This is a genomic window from Bradyrhizobium glycinis, from assembly GCF_016031655.1.
Taxonomy (GTDB): domain Bacteria; phylum Pseudomonadota; class Alphaproteobacteria; order Rhizobiales; family Xanthobacteraceae; genus Bradyrhizobium; species Bradyrhizobium glycinis.
In genome coordinates this window covers 152,735-169,215 of sequence record NZ_JACCHQ010000018.1, presented here as the reverse complement: position 1 = coordinate 169,215, position 16,481 = coordinate 152,735, and the positions used below count along the sequence as shown (strand labels likewise).

Below are 16,481 nucleotides of genomic sequence, written 5' to 3'. Positions count from 1 at the left end.
TCATCGATGACGGCCGCATCGAACTCGACAACAACACGGTCGAACGATCGATCCGCGGCATCAAGCTCAGCCGCAAAAACGCGCTGTTTGCTGGATCTGACGGTGGCGCGGAACATTGGGCTGTTATCGCGTCCTTGGTCGAGACCTGTAAGATCAACGACGTCGATCCGCTCGCCTATCTCACCGATGTCCTGACCAGGATCGTCAACGGGCATCCAAACCGCGACATCGACCAGCTACTGCCCTGGTCCTACCGCGCTCAAGCCCTCAAAGCCGTGGCTTGAAAACGACGCTTACGTCGAAGTCACTATCATTGACGATGAGTACGTTGGCGACACGCCTGCAAACGGTAGAGCCGACCTGCGGCGCCAGCAATGGCGGGAGGGGCCGCGCTTCAGCCACCGTGCGTGCCATCCACCTCACATCGGCGAAAGATAAAGAGCCCGCGCGCCAATCGTGTCGGCTGGCCTGGATCGTCACGCTCTGAATTTCGCAACTAAGGAGATCTGCAAACCGATGGCGGCCGCATAGTACGTTTGCCCTGGGTAGAAATGTGATTGCAGCCGTTCCTCGTCCCGGCCCTGCTGGTGGCCTGCACGTCGACGGGTGCGCCGGTTAAGGTCGTGCCGTGAGGTCCTGACGCACCGCGTCGTTGGTAGCCCCTCCTACTAGTTCGGCAACTTGCTTTGCAAGCCTATGGAGAGGGTAACTCGCGTTCTGCTTCGTGGGCCGTTATCATGATCGTGGAGTGGCACAATAAGCGCTGGAAAAACCGCAATCACTATGCTGCAAGCTTCTCATACGGTGCGACGTTTTATGTGTCTGAGCCAACTCTCGCGACTTCCTTTGACTTTGATTGGAACTGGCCCACATCGTGCATCGTGACAGATGGAAGGCCATCTGGGTCTCGCGAGACATAAGCAACAGGTGCCGCGCCTTCAAATCGAGTGGATTACCGACATTAGTCTCGGAGAAAGTATGCGCATCTGCGGTATCAAATTGACCCATGACGGAGCAGTCGCTCTGGTCGAAGACCGACGGCTTGTTTTTTGTGTCGAGCAGGAGAAGCGGGGCAATAATCCGCGATATCAAAAAATCGACAATCTCGATGCAGTTGTGGTCGCCTTGGCAGAGCACGGTTTAGATCCGCGGGACATTGATCGGTTTGTCATCGACGGATGGTGGGGCGGGATTGAGTCACAGTTTCAGGTTCTCAGTGGGACTGAACCCATTACCATTAAAGGGGCCCCGTATGTTGAGTGTAAGGCCGAAGGCCTCCTCAAAGGGCAGGACGGCTCCGGGCTGATGCTCAATGGGAGCGCCTTCCATTACGAAAGCTATCCGCATGTCACAGGCCACGTGGCTTCCTCTTATTGTACGAGCCCTTTCGCCAAGGCCGGACAGCCCGCGTTCTGTCTGGTGTGGGACGGCGCTTCCTTTCCGCGTCTCTACCTTGTGGAACGCCGCGCAGCCAGGTTCGTCGAGTGCCTCTTCCCGCTGATTGGGCATGCTTATGCTGCCGCAGGCTACCATTTCGGACCATATAAGCAGGCGAACCGGACCAAGTGGGACCTTGGTGTTGCGGGCAAGTTGATGGCCTACATTGCGCTCGGGTCAGTCGATGAAAGCATCGTCGAGGTGTTTCAGGAGCTCTACGAAAAGCACTTTATCACCTTTACGGAGCCAGTCGGTCGTTGCAGCGAGGACGAGGCGCTTGAGCCTGTCCACGAGTTCTTCGATGCCAGCGCGCTACGGCTCACGGCCAAAGCCTCCGAAGATGTACTTGCATCGTTTCATTACTTCCAGGAGCGTCTGCTCGTTAAGAAACTCGCTAGGGCTGTACAGCGACATTCGACGCTTCCGGTGCGCAATTTGTGCGTAGCGGGCGGTTGTGGTCTCAACATAAAATGGAACAGCGCGCTACGGGCGGCCGGCTTGTTCGACGCGATCTGGGTGCCACCCTTTCCAAACGATAGTGGCTCGGCAATCGGTGCCGCTTGCTCCGCATTGGCGGCGGACCAAGGCTTTGTACCGTTGGAATGGTCGGTCTACAGTGGTCCGGCTGTGGAACGAGGCGAGGTGCCGCCCGGATGGGGCAGCTCTCCATGTAGCATGCGTGAACTTGCAACGATTCTCGCTGGCAACAAGCCCATCATTTTTCTCGCCGGTCGCGCGGAGCTTGGACCTCGGGCTTTAGGTAGCAGGAGCATATTGGCCCCGGCGATATCGCCGCGAATGAAGGACTATCTCAACGACATTAAACTTCGCGAGCATTTCCGGCCTGTCGCGCCAATATGCCTGGAAGATCGTGCGCCGGATATTTTTACTCCGGGAACGCCAGATCCTTACATGCTTTTCGAGCACCTAACACGCGAAGAATGGCGGGACAAGATTCCCGCTGTTGTGCATCTTGACGGATCTGCGCGGTTGCAGACTATTCGCAGGACCTCTCAGCACAAAATCGCCGAACTTCTCGTCGAATACGAAGGCCTGACCGGCATTCCGCTATTATGCAACACCAGCGCCAATCACAATGGACGCGGTTTTTTCCCGAATGCGGCATCTGCCTGCCAGTGGGACCGCGTTGACCACGTGTGGTGCGATGGCATGCTGTGGACCAAACGTGGGCCGGTGACTGACGCTAGCCAACGGCATCTTTCTCCTTAGCGCGCGGAAGCGGGACTGTTCGCCCGAACATCGTACACTTCCGGCCAGAGGCTGCGTTGTTTGGCGAACGCGATGGCTACAGGTCCTAGGGATAACCGAGGAGAAGCGCCATGGCGATTTCGAGGGCGGAGGTGATCATATCGGTAGAGCGGCGGCGGCCATCGTCGCTGGACAAGAACGAGCGGCTTGTTGGAGCATCGCGCGAGCCCGGCGTCAGAAGTTCCGAGGCAACTCGCGTGGTCGGCTTCATGTGAGCCAGCGGTTCAAGTGGCAAAGGAGTTTTGGAAGCACGCTGAAGCGATTAGACCTGGGTTCGTGGCGATTGAGGTTGGATCGTCTGTGCCGCCGCGGAAAGTGGCCGAAGCGCCATTCACGACGCCGACTCGTCTAGAGAAGGGCCAGGCTATCATCGAGATTGATCGCGGTACCGCTCACTGCATCCGGATCGATGGCGAGATGGATGCGTTCTTTGTGCTTTGGTCCGGTCCAGAACGTCGCGAACTGGGGTCTCCGCTGCGGGAGAGGAAACGCCTGGCTGGCAGGTGCTTACGGGCGATATCACAAGGCGCCCTCAGGACGAGAATTTCCCTCGTTCTGAAACCACTATGAAAATACCGGGTAGTATCTCGTCTTCGTTTCAGCGCGTCTGGCCAACGTGTCTGGTGCATGAGAGCATCTTAGGTTTGTTGCGGGGGCCAGCGCGATGAAGGTTGGTAATTGCCTCAAAGGGGTAGCCGGACGGGACCGCCCGCGAATTCACTGCCGGTCGATGTGCAATGGAGAGTTTTGTCGCTGGACGCTCTCGATTGCGGCGCCCAGTTGCGCACCGGCGGCAAGCGTATCGGCAATGCGGGTACTTCTTCGAGCCGACGATCCTGGCCGATGTTCCGCCTGAAGCGCCGATCATGATTGACTAGCCGTTCGGTCCCGTCGCCGCGCTTGCGTGATTTGAAACCTATGACGAGCTTGTCACGGAGACCAGTCGACTGCTTTACGGGCTCACCGCCTACGCCAACACGCGATCGCCACAACGATGGCCACGACGAGGGCCGAGCTTCAATGCGGCATGGTGTCGATCAATCATGGACTTGGGCTTCATGAAGTGCCTTTCGGAGGAACGAGGGACTCGACCGTTGGCTCGGAAGGTAGCCTCGAGGCAATCAAGGGCTATCTCGATACCAAATTTGTGAGCCAGGCGAGCTAAAATCGGAATGCCAGACGCCAAAGTGCAGAGAACGACTTCGTTCGACAGTGCCGCCGGATCGCCCCATGCGCTTCGCCCGGTCTCAGCTGGCAGACCGCTAAGTCTCCCTTCTCCCTAGACTTGAGCCGCGGTCGGAGAAATCCGGCTGCGTTCCCACTCTTGCTGGGCAGACACCTTCTTTCATTCAGGTGGAAGCAGAAATGAGATACTTGGCGAGGTAAATCGGTGCGTCTTGGACAAAATTTGCGTGTGCAGAGCACTCTTGTTTCCCGCTGCAAGCTGGATCAAACTTGACGGTTGAGGGACCATACCTGGGTCATGGTGAAGCCAGCTACGCAGGCTCACCGCATCAATGCCGTAACGGCGAGCGGCGTCAGAAACGAGGTCACAAGCGCATTCAGGCTCATGCCGAGCCCCGCAAACACCCCGGCGATCTCATCAACCTGGAAGGCGCGCGCCGTACCGATGCCGTGCGCCGCAATACCTGCGGCGAAGCCGCGTGCTCGAAAATCGGTGATCCCGCTCCGGTTCATGAGCGGGGTCACGACGATCGCCCCCATTATACCAGTGAGAATGACCGCCACGGCCGTCAGCGAGGGGTCAGCATGCAGGGTTTCGCTGATGCCCATGGCAACGGCGGCCGTGACGGATTTCGGCGCCAGGGACAGGATAACCTCGTCGGGCAGGCCGGCAGCCCTGGTAAGCAAGATCACAGACATGACGGCGGTGATCGAGCCAGCAAGCAGAGCGACCAGCATGGGCAGGATTGCAGTAGTCACCAGCTTGCGATTGTCATAGAGCGGCACCGCGAGCGCAACAGTTGCTGGCCCGAGCAGGAATTGCACGAATTGCGCACCTGAAAAATACACTGTGTAGGGCGTGCCGGTCAGAACTAGAAAGATGGCGATGATCCAAATCGCATGCAGGACGGGGTTCGCGAGCGGATGACGGCGCGTTGCAACTGATACCGAATCTGTGATGGCATAGATAGTCAGGGTTACCGTTAGCCAGAGTAGGGGCGACTGTGAGAGGTTGACCCACAGCGAGAACGGGTTCTCCTTCATTCGCGGCTCCTATAGGCGCATGAGACGGCTAATGAGGCGGAAGGTTAGAACGGTCGCGAGCAAAGTCACTGTCACCGACACCAACAGAATGAGAACAATTGCGATGCCATGCGCGGCGAGCACATCAAGCTTCTGCACGACCCCTACACCGGCAGGCACAAACAGCAGCGACAGGTGCTTAAGGAGTCCACGGCTGACAGCCTCTACCCCTTCATCCGCAAGGGGGCCGCGGGCGATCATCACAAAGCGGTCACGGGCGAGGAGCACGACGAGCAACAACACGAGCCCAAGCACCGGCCCAGGCAAAGGTAGAGACAGACCTCGGACAACCAGCTCGCCGATGAGTTGACTGAGGAGAATGGCGGCGAGGCCCGCAATCATAGGCAATCCCTGCGACAAGCCGCATGAAGCCGATCTAACGAAAGGCTGTCAACCACCAAGATGCAATAGGAGTCTTAGTCCGGCCGCATGATGGGGGGCGGCGCTGCTGGGCTGATCATGTCGCTCGACGCGAACACGACTTGGCACGATCAGAGATCGTTGCCCTCGCCCTTGCTTTAAGACGGTAGGTCGCTTCGACGCTCGCGCCCTTGCTCGATTGAACGACGAAGCTGGCCCTGGACACTTCTTAGGCAGCGCCCGGCGTCAGGCAGACGCGGACTGTTTGAAGCGCGGTGGTCTCAAGGAAGGCGACCCACAGTTCGACCTGTTCCTGCTCTTCCGCCGACGCGGGCTCGACAGGTTGTCGTTCCATGGGCTCGCCGCCGGCGAGTGGATCTGCTCATCATTGACACAACCGGCGTCGGAAAGAGCTGGATTGTTTGCGCGTTCAGCCAAAAAGCTCGCCGGGACGGCCTTTCTCCCGGCGGCTGCCCGCGGCTGTTTCGAAGCGCTCGTTCGGTACGGGTCAACGGCCGCCATGCTCGCCCCCTCGCCGGCTGCCTCCGTCTTCCCCGAGTGTGACGGCCAAGAAGAACCGCAGCGCGCAGGCAACCTGATTGATGTGGGACGACGAACGGCGACGACATGCAATGGTAGGCGCGGACCTGCTCAAAAACTCACATCGATCGCCGGCGTAACCGAAATGGCCGCTAAACTTTGCGATCGAATAGATATAGGATTGTTGAGACGTGGCGGCAGATGCGGACCGTCATGTTCTCGACGTATGCGCTACCCAAGAACGCTCATCGTAGCCATTTGGGTCCCTTGTCTCGAGAGGGGGCAGAAGATCAACATTCTCTCAGATGGGACATCTCAGTTTAGCAGGCTTGCCCCATTCTCGCGTAGCGGGTTCGTTGAATCAGCGAGCAGCTTCTGCCGGAATACGCAGGTTGTCCTGGGCGAAGCCCGTTTGTTCATCGTCTCTGTCGGGCTGAGCACAGCCATCGCTTGATTTGTCGAGCGCACTCGGCCAGTTCCGCTCCTTAAGAATGCGTAACGTCGCCGATTGCTTTGGGGCAGCATTGCCTTCAACGTCGACCTACAGAATGCGTCGACCGGAAGTGCCCTCCGACCTAAAAGCCACGAGGTTGTTCTGCACCAATGTAGCCGCACCGGATAAAGCATTGTAGGCAAGAATCCACGTCTCGCTCGCCTCCAGAGCGAGCAGCCTATCCGATCCCGAAGAGGTTGATCGGCGGCGAGATCGTCGTCGCATCGAGCGTTTAGATGAACATGAACTCAAGCGCTGCAGGTCGAATGCATCAGGTGCCGCCTCGGCCGCCACACGCCTTCAGTGCGGTGTCGAGGTGCTCGATTAATGCTTTTGCGCCAAAGGGTTTGGCGAGGAGGCCGGTCGCTCCCGCGCTTAGGGCTGACGCCCGCACGCGGTTGTTGGGGAAAGCAGTAATGAAAATGACGGGCACGTCGTAACCACGAGTCCGTATCTCTGCCAACAGCTCCAGGCCGCTCATGGGCGACATCTGCACATCGGTAATAACACAGGATGTCTCGTCCAAATACGGCGACCGCAAGAGTTCCTCGGCAGACGCAAATATTCGGACGATGTAGCCGCGCGATTTCAAAAGGTTCTCTGTCGCGGCACGGACCGAGGGGTCGTCGTCAACGACGGAAATCAAAGGCGTGGACAAGACGAGCCCTCCTGACGCGGCTATAGTGGCTGCCAAAGCATTAGCCACCTTCGGCGAAAAGTTGGGGCCAAGTGACGAAATTGTAAAATCATACTTGAGTTTGTTCAGGACGATCAACGCGAATGCCCAGCGTCTCAGTCATTCTGATCAAGTCGGCCAACGATCTGGCACGCATCTTTTTCATGACGTGTCCGCGATAGATCTTGACCGTAATCTCAGCCAGCCCAAGTTCGGCGGCTACCTGCTTGTTCATCAGCCCAGCACAGACCAGTTTCATCACCGCCTGCTCGCGCGGACTCAAGGTCTGAAATAAAGACTGCAAGTTCGCCACGGTCTGCTGAGCCTCCCGTCTTTTGCGATCGCGTTCGGTCGCCGCAATCACAGCATCAAGCAGTTCCTGGTCGCGAAACGGTTTGCTGAGAAAATCGACGGCTCCTTCCTTCATGGCCCTGACGCTCATGGGAATGTCGCCATGGCCGGTAATGAAAATGACCGGAATATGTATGTTCAACCTCGCCAGCTCGGTCTGGAATTCGAGGCCGCTCAAGCCTGGCAGCCGGACATCAAGAACGAGACAGCTAACAACGTCTGGCATTGCGCTCTGCAGCATTTCGCGAGCCGATCCGAATGCAACGACGTCTAACCCTATCGATTGAAAAAGGTTCGTAAGCGAGCGACGCATGGAAATGTCATCCTCGACGATGAAGACTATTGGCTTTGTCGAGGCTTCGGCATTGGTGTCTTCACTTAGCGAGTCAAATCGTCCCGTCACGAGACAACCTCCTTATGCAGCGGCAGGGCAAACTGGAAGGTCGCGCCCGGTCCATCCTTGTGGACGATTGAGAGCCGGCCTCCGTGAGCTTCCACGATCGATCGGCAGATCGAAAGACCCATTCCAAGACCACTCGGTTTGGTGGTGAAGAAGGGATCTAATACGCGGTTCGCGTCCTCCTCGGTGATCCCGACGCCGCAATCGCTGACCGCAAGTCGCACGTACCCCAGATCGTCCTTTGACGATTGAATCAGCAGTTCGCGGGGCCGGTCTGTGACCGCGTCCATGGCTTCGATTCCGTTCATCACCAGATTGATGATCACCTGTTGTAACTGAATCCGGTCCCCGAGAACCGTAGGCAGAGCCGCCGTCAACTCAGTTCGCAACGGCACCCGGTGGCTCGCGAGCTCTCGTGTTACCAGCGCAATGACGTCCTTAACGACCTCATTGATGTCGAGCGGCACCATTTCAACCTCGCCTTTCTTCGCGAGCGCGCGAATGCGACGGATCACCTCGCTTGCCCGGATTGCGTCTTCGATGATCCACTCCACCGAGGAGCGCGCAGCAGACAGATTAGGAGCTTCGCGACCCATCCAACCGAGGCACGCATCGGCGTTGCTGATAATGGCTGCGAGTGGCTGGTTTATTTCGTGTGCGATCGAAGTTGTCAGCTCTCCTAACGCCGTTACACGCGTCACATGCGCAAGCTCCGCCTGTGCTTTTCGAAGTTCCTGTTCGGCTTGATCGGCACGAATGGTAGCCGTGATGTCAGTGCTGACGCCGCGATAGCCAAGAAAATTGCCGTTTCCGTCGAAGAAAGGCTTGCCACTCGTGCGGACGTAGATCGGAGATCCTTTCCTATTCACGGTGCGGTAGACCAGATCCCGAAACGGGAGATGGGCCTCCAACATCGCACGATGCTGCCGCCACTTCTCTGGTTCCTCTTCGAGGTCGCACGCGATGTCCCAGCGAGGCAGACCCATCAATCCTTTTGCCAAGATCCCCGAAGCGCTGGTGTGCTCCGACAGGTGGGTGACCTGATGATCTGGCCCGGTCTCCCACAGCCAGTCGGAAGCTGTTTCGGCGTAGTCGCGAAAGCGCTGTTCGCTTTCGCGCAACGCGGCAAGTGTATTCTCCAGGCGTTCTCTGGCTGCGTGTTGTTCGGTGACATCCATGTGTGTTCCGATCAGCTCGCTGACCTTACCATCGCTGCCGATCACCACATGCGCAACGGAGTGTATGCGCCTTATTCCGCCATCTGGTAGTAGGATACGGAAATCATATTCGAACTGGCCTTGCTCGTGTTCAATCGCCTGGCGCTGCACCTCCTGTAGCCGCGGTAGGTCGTCCGGGTGGATGCGCTTTCGAATGGCCTCTATCGTTACCGGCTCTTGTGGGCTAAAGCCAAACAGACGATCGACCTCGGCGGAGCGGTACACGAAATCCAGACGGTAGACGTCCCAGGACCAACTGCCCGTGTGAGTCAGGTGCTGGGCTTCGGCTAGATAGGCTTCGCTCCGGCGCAGCTGCTGTTCTGCTCGTTTCGTCGCCGAGATATCCGTAGCTGCTCCAACAAACTCGATCTCACCAGAGGCAGTTCTCGTCACGCGTGCCCGCGCATGGATGTGCTTCACGGAACCATCCGGTAGCAGCAGCCGGTATTCGTGCTCGAAATCGCTCAGGTCCCGCATCGCTCGATCGATAGTATCTTGAACCGAAGCCCTGTCCTCTGGATGGGTGCGCTCTACGACGAGCTGCGGCGCTGGCGTCGTCTCTGGGCTCACTTGGAACATCCGAAATGTTTCCTTCGACCAAAAGGCCTCGCCCGTGGTGGCGTTCCAGCTGAAGCTGCCCGTATGACTCAACTCCTGCGCCTGGGCCAAATGTGCTTCGCTCCGCTGCAGGGCAAGTTCGGTCTGCTTTCGCTCCGTGATATCCTCGCATGCTATAAGGACAATTGGCTGGTTATCGGCCCAGAGCATGGCTTTGGCGTTTTCACGTACCCACAGTACCGAGCCGTTCTTCCTGACTTTCTGAACGTCCCACGTGCGCGATTGACCGATATCCTCAAGGCACGTTCGAATGCATTTGCGAACGAACGCGCGATCCTCGTCGAGAAATACGTGCAGCACGGATTGACCAGTCAGTTCAGCCCGATCATAACCGAGTTGTGTCGCGCCGAACGTATTGACGTTGAGGACAGTGCCGGCTTCATCGACCATGAAGTACATGGCCGGATTGTGCTCGAAGATTGCGCGCCAGCGTTGTTCGCGATTTTCTAGATCCGCCGCACTCTGTTGAAGCTTGGCCGCCGCCACATGCGCAGCCTCTCTTTCCTGGCGTAGCTTTGCAATCAGGTGTGTTCCCACAATCGATACAACAAAAAACGCGACAACCACCGGAAGATCGTGGGGATCATCGATTCGCAGAGTGAACGCCGGTGGCGCAAAGTAGTAGGAGAGAGCAGCGATAGCTACGATGCAAAGCGCGGATGAGGCGATGAAGCTGCCCATCAACGAAAACAGCAAGATCACTAACAAGTAGACGAATGCCGTCGCGGCGAAATGCGCCTGAAGGTACAAGCAGGGCAGTGTTACCATGGCTAGCGTTATGCTGCCGAATGTAAACTGAGCGGCTGAACGTTTGAGACTGCTGATGTGGCTACGCATTCTGATACCGTCCCGCCTCTTCTCCGGCGGGAGAGCTATAACATTTTAGGCAAAAATGGGGCAATCTTCGGCGCCAGGCGCTGAGCGGTTCTGAGATCGATTGCCTGCTGTTGAACTCAGCACGCGCCGAGAAAAAAATCACTACAGACATAGGTATAGTTGTTCTAAACGTTTCAATATGGCGCGCCGAGGTGCCTACAATCGAGGCTGAGATGTCTGCTTTCCTCTCCCCTAGGGCCGCAGGCGCTTGAGGCTACGGACATCGTTAGCCGGGCCAGGCAAGTTTAGTGGCGGCATTTGTAGGCGGACCAACACCTAGATAAGGCTGGACACGATCTGTCGTTACCCTGTTATCGGGCTCCTAGAATGTTGCACGAGCGCCCAGACAGCAGGTACCATCGGCGGCGAAAGACGCTCTTAAAAACTGCTGTTAGAAATCGTAATCTTGCTCGCACGCTGCATCTTTTGGGCGCGGCTGCCCCGGGGCGACGCCGAGCGAGGGCTACTACGTGATGGAGATCGCACGAGAAGTTCCGGCTCGTGTCAAGTCCGCGGCGCGGACTCAAATTACGAGAAATGTGGCTGCGCTTGAATTCGACGCACCTACGAACGGAGGCGGTCAAGGTCCGGGACTTACCTCATTGTGCTCCCACTGTCGATAGAAGTGGAAACGGTGGACTGGTTCAGACCAGCCTGCAGTGTCTTGTGATCGAGCTCGTTTTCCCACCAGGATACAAACACGGCGGCAATGCCATTGCCGGTGATGTTAGTGAGGGCGCGCACCTCGCTCATGAACTTGTCGATCGAAAACACGATCGCCATGCCCGGTACTAAGGCCGGGTTGACTACGGACAGCGTCGCAGCGAGCGTGATAAAGCCCGCGCCGGTGACGCCGCTTGCTCCCTTCGACGTTAGCATTGCCACGAGCAGGATCGTGAGCTGCTGGCCAAAGGTGAGATCGACCCCGAGCGCCTGGGCAATGAACAATGTCGCAAGTGTCATATAGATGTTGGTGCCGTCTAGATTGAATGAGTAGCCGGTTGGCACCACCAGGCCGACAACGGGCTTTGAGCAGCCCAGACGTTCGAGCTTCACCATCAATTGCGGCAGCGCGCTTTCAGAGGACGAAGTACCGAGCACGATCAGAATCTCGTCCTTGATATAGACGATGAACTTGAATATTGAAAAGCCGACGACGCGAGCGATCAAGCCGAGCACTGCCACCACAAATAGAGCCGCCGTCGCGTAAAACAGCGCGATCAAGCCGATCAGGTTGCCGAGTGCTGCTGGCCCGAACTTGCCGATCGTAAAGGCCATGGCGCCGAAGGCGCCGATCGGGGCCGCCTTCATTATGATCGCGATTACGCCGAACACCGCGTGCGCGACGTCGTCAATCATGCCGCGCAGGTGCTTCCCACGCTCTCCCAGCGCCATCAGCGAAAAGCCAAACAGGATCGCGAATAGGAGAACCTGCAGAACATCGCCGTGAGCGAAGGCGCCGACGACGGTATCGGGAATGATGTTGAGAAAGAAATCGACGGTCTTCGAGGCTTCAGCCTGCTTGACGTAATTGGCGACCGCTGCAGCATCGGGCTTGACCGCGAGTCCATGCCCGATTTGGACAAGATTGCCCATAACGAGGCCCAACAGCAAGGCAAAGCTGGAGACGATCTCGAAATATACCAGCGCCTTGACGCCGACGCGCCCGACTTTCTTCGCATCCTGAATATGCGCGATACCAGATGTGACGGTGCAGAAAACAATCGGCACGATCACCATCTTAATGAGCTTGATAAACCCGTCACCGAGCGCCTTGACCCAGTCGCTGGTTGCGACGGACGGCCATAGGCATCCGACCATCGCGCCAATTAAAATCGCGATCAGGACCTGGACGTAGAGAATCTTATACCAACGTTGCGGCGCACGCTCTGGCGCCGCAGTTGCGATGGTGGCCATGACGCTTCCTTCCCGAAATACTCGAATGTGAGCCGCCGCGTCGTTTATTGGCGACCGCGCCAGGCGAGACTCATCTTTTTAGCCGTGTCCGATTGAAGACGATTCCGAGAGTCGGCGCGCCGTTCAAGGGCAGGCGTTCAGTTACGTTATCCTTTCTCGTTAAGCAAGATATGCACCAGATGCCAAAACTTAGGACGATTAATCAACTGCGGACAAACCGGCGTCCTCTGTACGGCATCGGCTTGAGCGCTCCGGACAGCGTTCGCAAGGCCGAACACGAAGTGTTCGCGTGACTCGCCACTTGAGCAGCTAGCAGCATTTTAGTCACGTCTCGGTCTCGAACCCGTAGCTTGAGCGATACGCGCCGATTGCCGAGATGAATGCAACAGTACGTGGCATTCGTAAAATTGATAATTTGGATTGTAGGCATCCATACGATGGAAGCCTGGTCTAAGAACTCGATTGCGCGGACACAATCACTTGGCATGCACTGCGCGGTTGCGATGGGTACAAGCCGGTCGTCGAGTGACATTTGGCTCCAAGCGTGTGCAAACGATTCGTAAGGGCAGGTTGGTCGAGAGATGGTTTTCGGTCTCGGCCCCTCGTGCCTTAGGCCGAGCCGCAGAACCAGCCTTACGACGTTTCTCGGTCAGATCATTCGCGTTGTTGCGAAATGGTAGCGTTCTTACAATCCGTTCCACTGTCGGCGAACGATCGACAATCAACCAAGCGTCTCTCGGAGCCTCAAATTCTGCCGTTCCGTTGCGCGATCGTCGCTGTATGCTCGGGGAAAAGATGCCAGAAATCTGACAGGGCGTTAGATCCGCTCCACAGCGACGTCGGCGTCCATCGCACAGTTTCGATGGCTAAGCTCAGTCAGCATGACCATGCGATCCGCTCGGCACCGATGGTTCGAAATTCTGCCCGAGTGTGTCAAATATCGCCTAATTCCTGCGCCATTTGGGGAGCTGGGTAGCAGTATCGATGCGCCCCTTCCGATTAGAAAGGAAATCAAGGCGGACGAATATCGCGTGGGCCTTACCCGTGGCGCTGGCTGCGATTGCGTGGCGGCGGAACCCTACGTGCTGATCGAGACGAATGCTGGCGCCGGCATTGACGCAACCGACGACGATTACCAGCAAGCTGGCGCAACGATCCTAACTGCCGCAGCTGAGGTATTCGCATCGGGCGAGATGATGGTAAAGCTCAAGGAGCCTCAGCCGTTCGAAGGGTGTTAGCTGAGGGAGAATTAGATCCTGTTCACTTTTCTGCGTCTGGCTCCCAACCCGGAGCAGGCTAATGGCCTCCTGAAATCTGGATCGATCGCGATCGCCTACGAGACCGTAACTGATGCGCACGGTGGTCTTCCACTACTGGGGCCGATGAACGCGGTCGTGGGTAGGCGGGCGATCGAGGCGGCGGGTAGCGCCCTCAAGCGAGGTGCAGGTGGACGAGTGCTGTTGATGGGTGGGTGCCCGGTGTCCAGCCGCCCGGAACCATGGTGATCGGAGGCGGCGTCGTCGGTACGCACGCGGCACGCATGGCGTCGATCTAGGTGCGGAGGTGACTATCGTCGATCGTTCGATACTCCGGCTCCGGGAGCTGGACGAGCTGATCGCGGGGCGCGTTAGCACCAGATTTTCGACCATCGGCTCTGTGAATGAAGACGTATCTGCGGCTGATCTGGTGATTGGCGCGTGCTCGTCCCAGGTGCGAGCGCGCCGAAGCTGATCCGCCGCAACATGCTGAGCTCGATGCGCAAGAGGTGCTCGTACACGTTGCTATCGATCAGGCGGCTGCTTTGAGACATGTCGCCCAACCACTCACGCCGATCCCGCGTACGAAGTCGATAGCATCATTCCTTATTGCGTCGTCAATATGACCAGCGCCGTGCCCCCTGACCTCGAGTAAGGCATTGAAATAACGAGACACTGCCATTTGGTTTGGCTCTGGCCAACAAGGGTTTCTCCGCGGTGCTCGAAAATCCGCATTTGTGCGCAGGCCTCGACGTCCATCGGGGCCGGCTAACTTACAGGGCAGTGGCCGAAAGCCTTGGGTTTGCCTTCTCACCGATCAAACGGGCTGCGGCCTGATCTCGAGGTCCCTTATGGGCATTTCCTCGTTCCCTGAGGCTGCGAACGCGGTTATCTGATCGGCTGCTGCCGCGAGATCGACAATGCGCAGAGCATCAAGATCGGCCGCTGGCGGACCCATTGTGGGATTTGCGACATCCGTCTCCAGGGGCGACTTGCTATTGAAATAACGAAGACAAATCAAGCTTGCCTGCCTGGCACAAGACTTGAAGACAAGAAAACTGTCCCGCACCTTTTGCTCGTGGAATCGCAGTAATGACCTACAAGATAATCGCATCCCAATGTACTGGGTGTGGTGCGTGCGAGTTCGAATGTCCCAACGCCGCGATCAGCTTGAAGAACGACATATATGTAATCAATCCGACCCAGTGTACCCAATGTGAAGGGCATTTTGACGCGCCGCAATGCGCCGTCGTATGCCCGGTCCCCGATACCTGCGTGCCGGTACCGAGGGAGTAGCCGGTGAGAGGAGCTCCATTGCGAAATATGATGAAGACCGTGTCGATAGTCACCGCCTTTTGGAATTCGTCTTCTGTTTCTCTCACTCGCTGGCCCCGAGTTGGCCGTGACTTGCGCGACATCCTCGGAGAGATTGCGACGCCTTAGCGCCCGCAGGAATTGGGCCTAGCGCGAGCGGACTGGACAATGGTGGCTGTACAAGGTCGAGCGCGTGAAAAGCATCGACGTCGAGCAGTATCAACTGGGCGGGAGACGCTGATCGAGTTCGAAAAGCCCCCAACCCACCATGGGAAGAGACCGTCCGCTTCATCTAGGCAAAGAAGGAGTGAACCGGCCTGGAAGCTGGACTGCGCCCTCCAAGCCAATCGGCGCTGGTTGGTTGTGACCAGCCCACCTGGACGCGGGTCTTCTATCCCGAGATCAGTTTCCAGGATCTCCATTACGACGCGGCACCGAACCCGAAGGACACGGTCTCGTCGCTGGAAGAAATCGATCCGGAGATCCTGAAGACCGTACGAGAAGCTCGGCATTCCCTTACGGGAAGTTGCCATGCTCCATGGCGTCGATCCGAAGGTGGGGGAGGAAGACCGGGGCGACGCAAGATCGCGGTCGATGCCGTCTTCGACTCGGTCTCGGTTGCGACCACGTTCAAGGCGGAGCTGAAGAGGGCTGGCGCGATCTTCATGCCGATCTCGGAATTGATCCACGAGCATCCGAGCTGGTGCAGAAATATGTCGGCTCGGCGGTTCCGACCTCGGACAATTTTTAGTCCACGCTGAACTCGGCGATGTTCGTTCTTCTACGTGTCGCGGGGACGTGCTGCCCGATGGAGCTGTCGACCTATTTCCGCATCAATGAGCGCAACACCGGCCAGTTCGAGCGCACGCTGTCATCGCCGAGGATGACTCATTCGTCTCATGTGCCGAAGACCGCGAAATCATTCGCGACCTCGATGTTAGGTGAGGTACACGCTATCATCACCCAAAGCGGATCCGGCAAATCGACGCTCTCGCTCTTCATCGCCGGAGAGCCGTGTTATGAGATCGCCGGTGGAGGGATCCGTTCAGGGGCGAGAAGCTCTTGCGGATGTAGCCAAACGCCAAGGCCGTGTTCCTAGCATTCCAATATCGGGTCGAGATCCACGGCGTGACCAACATGAACTTCCGGCGGGCGGCACTGAAAGCCCAGGGCAGGAGGCGGCCAACAGGAATTCTCCACCCCCCGAATCTCTGAAGAAAGTCCGCGAGGTGGCCCGTCGCTCGACATGCCCCTGGACATGCTCGAGCGCGGATTCAATGTCGGCTCTCCGGCGGCGAGCGCGATCGCAGAATACCGGTCCGCGGACAGCACGAGAATGAGCAGGCGATTCAGCCAAGCCAACCGTTGTTCCATTTCAAACAGAGCAAAGCCAAGAATTTTCTTCCCAAAGCGTGATGTCGGATTCGCAACAACAACTCCTGCCACCGGGCAACGCACGCTAAACGATTTTGACTGCTGTGTTTTCTGT

The 16,481-nt window shown here is 57.5% G+C and carries 11 protein-coding genes and 3 pseudogenes; 7 read left to right on the top strand and 7 right to left on the bottom strand.

The features are described 5' to 3' along the window. From HZZ16_RS24360 to HZZ16_RS38385, 3 genes are all read left to right on the top strand, one after another. Nucleotides 1-284, top strand: a 284-nt coding sequence (locus HZZ16_RS24360) for a transposase domain-containing protein (RefSeq protein ID WP_197948773.1), incomplete at its 5' end; no start/stop codon positions are given. A gap of 694 nt (nt 285-978) precedes the next feature. After that, entirely contained in the window at nt 979-2,667 is a 1,689-nt protein-coding gene (gene nodU / locus HZZ16_RS24355) for a nodulation protein NodU (RefSeq protein WP_197952412.1), read from the top strand. 1,033 nt (nt 2,668-3,700) lie between these two features. Then, the gene (locus HZZ16_RS38385; protein ID WP_197952405.1) at nt 3,701-3,871 is read left to right on the top strand and encodes an aldehyde dehydrogenase family protein; all 171 of its coding nucleotides are present in this window, start codon (nt 3,701-3,703) and stop codon (nt 3,869-3,871) included. A gap of 341 nt (nt 3,872-4,212) precedes the next feature. Here HZZ16_RS38385 and HZZ16_RS24345 read toward each other — a convergent pair whose 3' ends face one another. The 7 genes from HZZ16_RS24345 to dctA form a co-directional block, all read right to left on the bottom strand. Then, nucleotides 4,213-4,935 (bottom strand): LrgB family protein, encoded by a 723-nt coding sequence (locus HZZ16_RS24345; RefSeq protein WP_197952404.1) that lies wholly within the window; start codon nt 4,933-4,935, stop codon nt 4,213-4,215. A 9-nt stretch (nt 4,936-4,944) separates the two neighbouring features. After that, nucleotides 4,945-5,316 carry a CidA/LrgA family protein gene (locus HZZ16_RS24340; protein WP_197952403.1) on the bottom strand — a complete coding sequence of 124 codons (372 nt, stop codon included), beginning with the start codon at nt 5,314-5,316 and terminating at the stop codon, nt 4,945-4,947. 247 nt (nt 5,317-5,563) lie between these two features. Beyond that, nucleotides 5,564-5,689, bottom strand: a complete 126-nt coding sequence (locus tag HZZ16_RS37965) for a hypothetical protein (protein ID WP_283815867.1) — start codon at nt 5,687-5,689, stop codon at nt 5,564-5,566. Between the two features lie 949 nt (nt 5,690-6,638). Continuing rightward, the gene (locus tag HZZ16_RS24335; RefSeq protein ID WP_197952402.1) at nt 6,639-7,025 is read right to left on the bottom strand and encodes a response regulator transcription factor; all 387 of its coding nucleotides are present in this window, start codon (nt 7,023-7,025) and stop codon (nt 6,639-6,641) included. 88 nt (nt 7,026-7,113) lie between these two features. Continuing rightward, complete coding sequence (locus HZZ16_RS24330; RefSeq protein WP_197952401.1) at nt 7,114-7,797, bottom strand: response regulator transcription factor; 684 nt, start codon at nt 7,795-7,797, stop codon at nt 7,114-7,116. Next, the gene (locus HZZ16_RS24325; RefSeq protein ID WP_197952400.1) at nt 7,794-10,466 is read right to left on the bottom strand and encodes a PAS domain S-box protein; all 2,673 of its coding nucleotides are present in this window, start codon (nt 10,464-10,466) and stop codon (nt 7,794-7,796) included. Before HZZ16_RS24325 ends, HZZ16_RS24330 begins: the two co-directional genes overlap by 4 nt. Nucleotides 10,467-11,099: 633 nt before the next feature. Beyond that, nucleotides 11,100-12,422 carry a C4-dicarboxylate transporter DctA gene (gene dctA, locus HZZ16_RS24320; RefSeq protein WP_197952399.1) on the bottom strand — a complete coding sequence of 441 codons (1,323 nt, stop codon included), beginning with the start codon at nt 12,420-12,422 and terminating at the stop codon, nt 11,100-11,102. Between the two features lie 881 nt (nt 12,423-13,303). On the opposite strand from dctA, the pseudogene HZZ16_RS38380 reads away from it, so the two are divergent. The 4 genes and pseudogenes from HZZ16_RS38380 to HZZ16_RS37450 form a co-directional block, all read left to right on the top strand. Continuing rightward, a pseudogene (locus HZZ16_RS38380) lies at nt 13,304-13,927 on the top strand (hypothetical protein). Then, a pseudogene (locus tag HZZ16_RS38375) lies at nt 13,921-14,333 on the top strand (NAD-binding protein). The pseudogenes HZZ16_RS38380 and HZZ16_RS38375 overlap by 7 nt, the downstream one beginning before the upstream one ends. A 437-nt stretch (nt 14,334-14,770) precedes the next feature. After that, nucleotides 14,771-14,974 carry a 4Fe-4S binding protein gene (locus tag HZZ16_RS24310; protein ID WP_197952398.1) on the top strand — a complete coding sequence of 68 codons (204 nt, stop codon included), beginning with the start codon at nt 14,771-14,773 and terminating at the stop codon, nt 14,972-14,974. Between the two features lie 193 nt (nt 14,975-15,167). Next, nucleotides 15,168-15,863: pseudogene (locus HZZ16_RS37450) on the top strand (SufB/SufD family protein); the annotation flags it as partial. Nucleotides 15,864-16,481 lie beyond the last annotated feature (618 nt).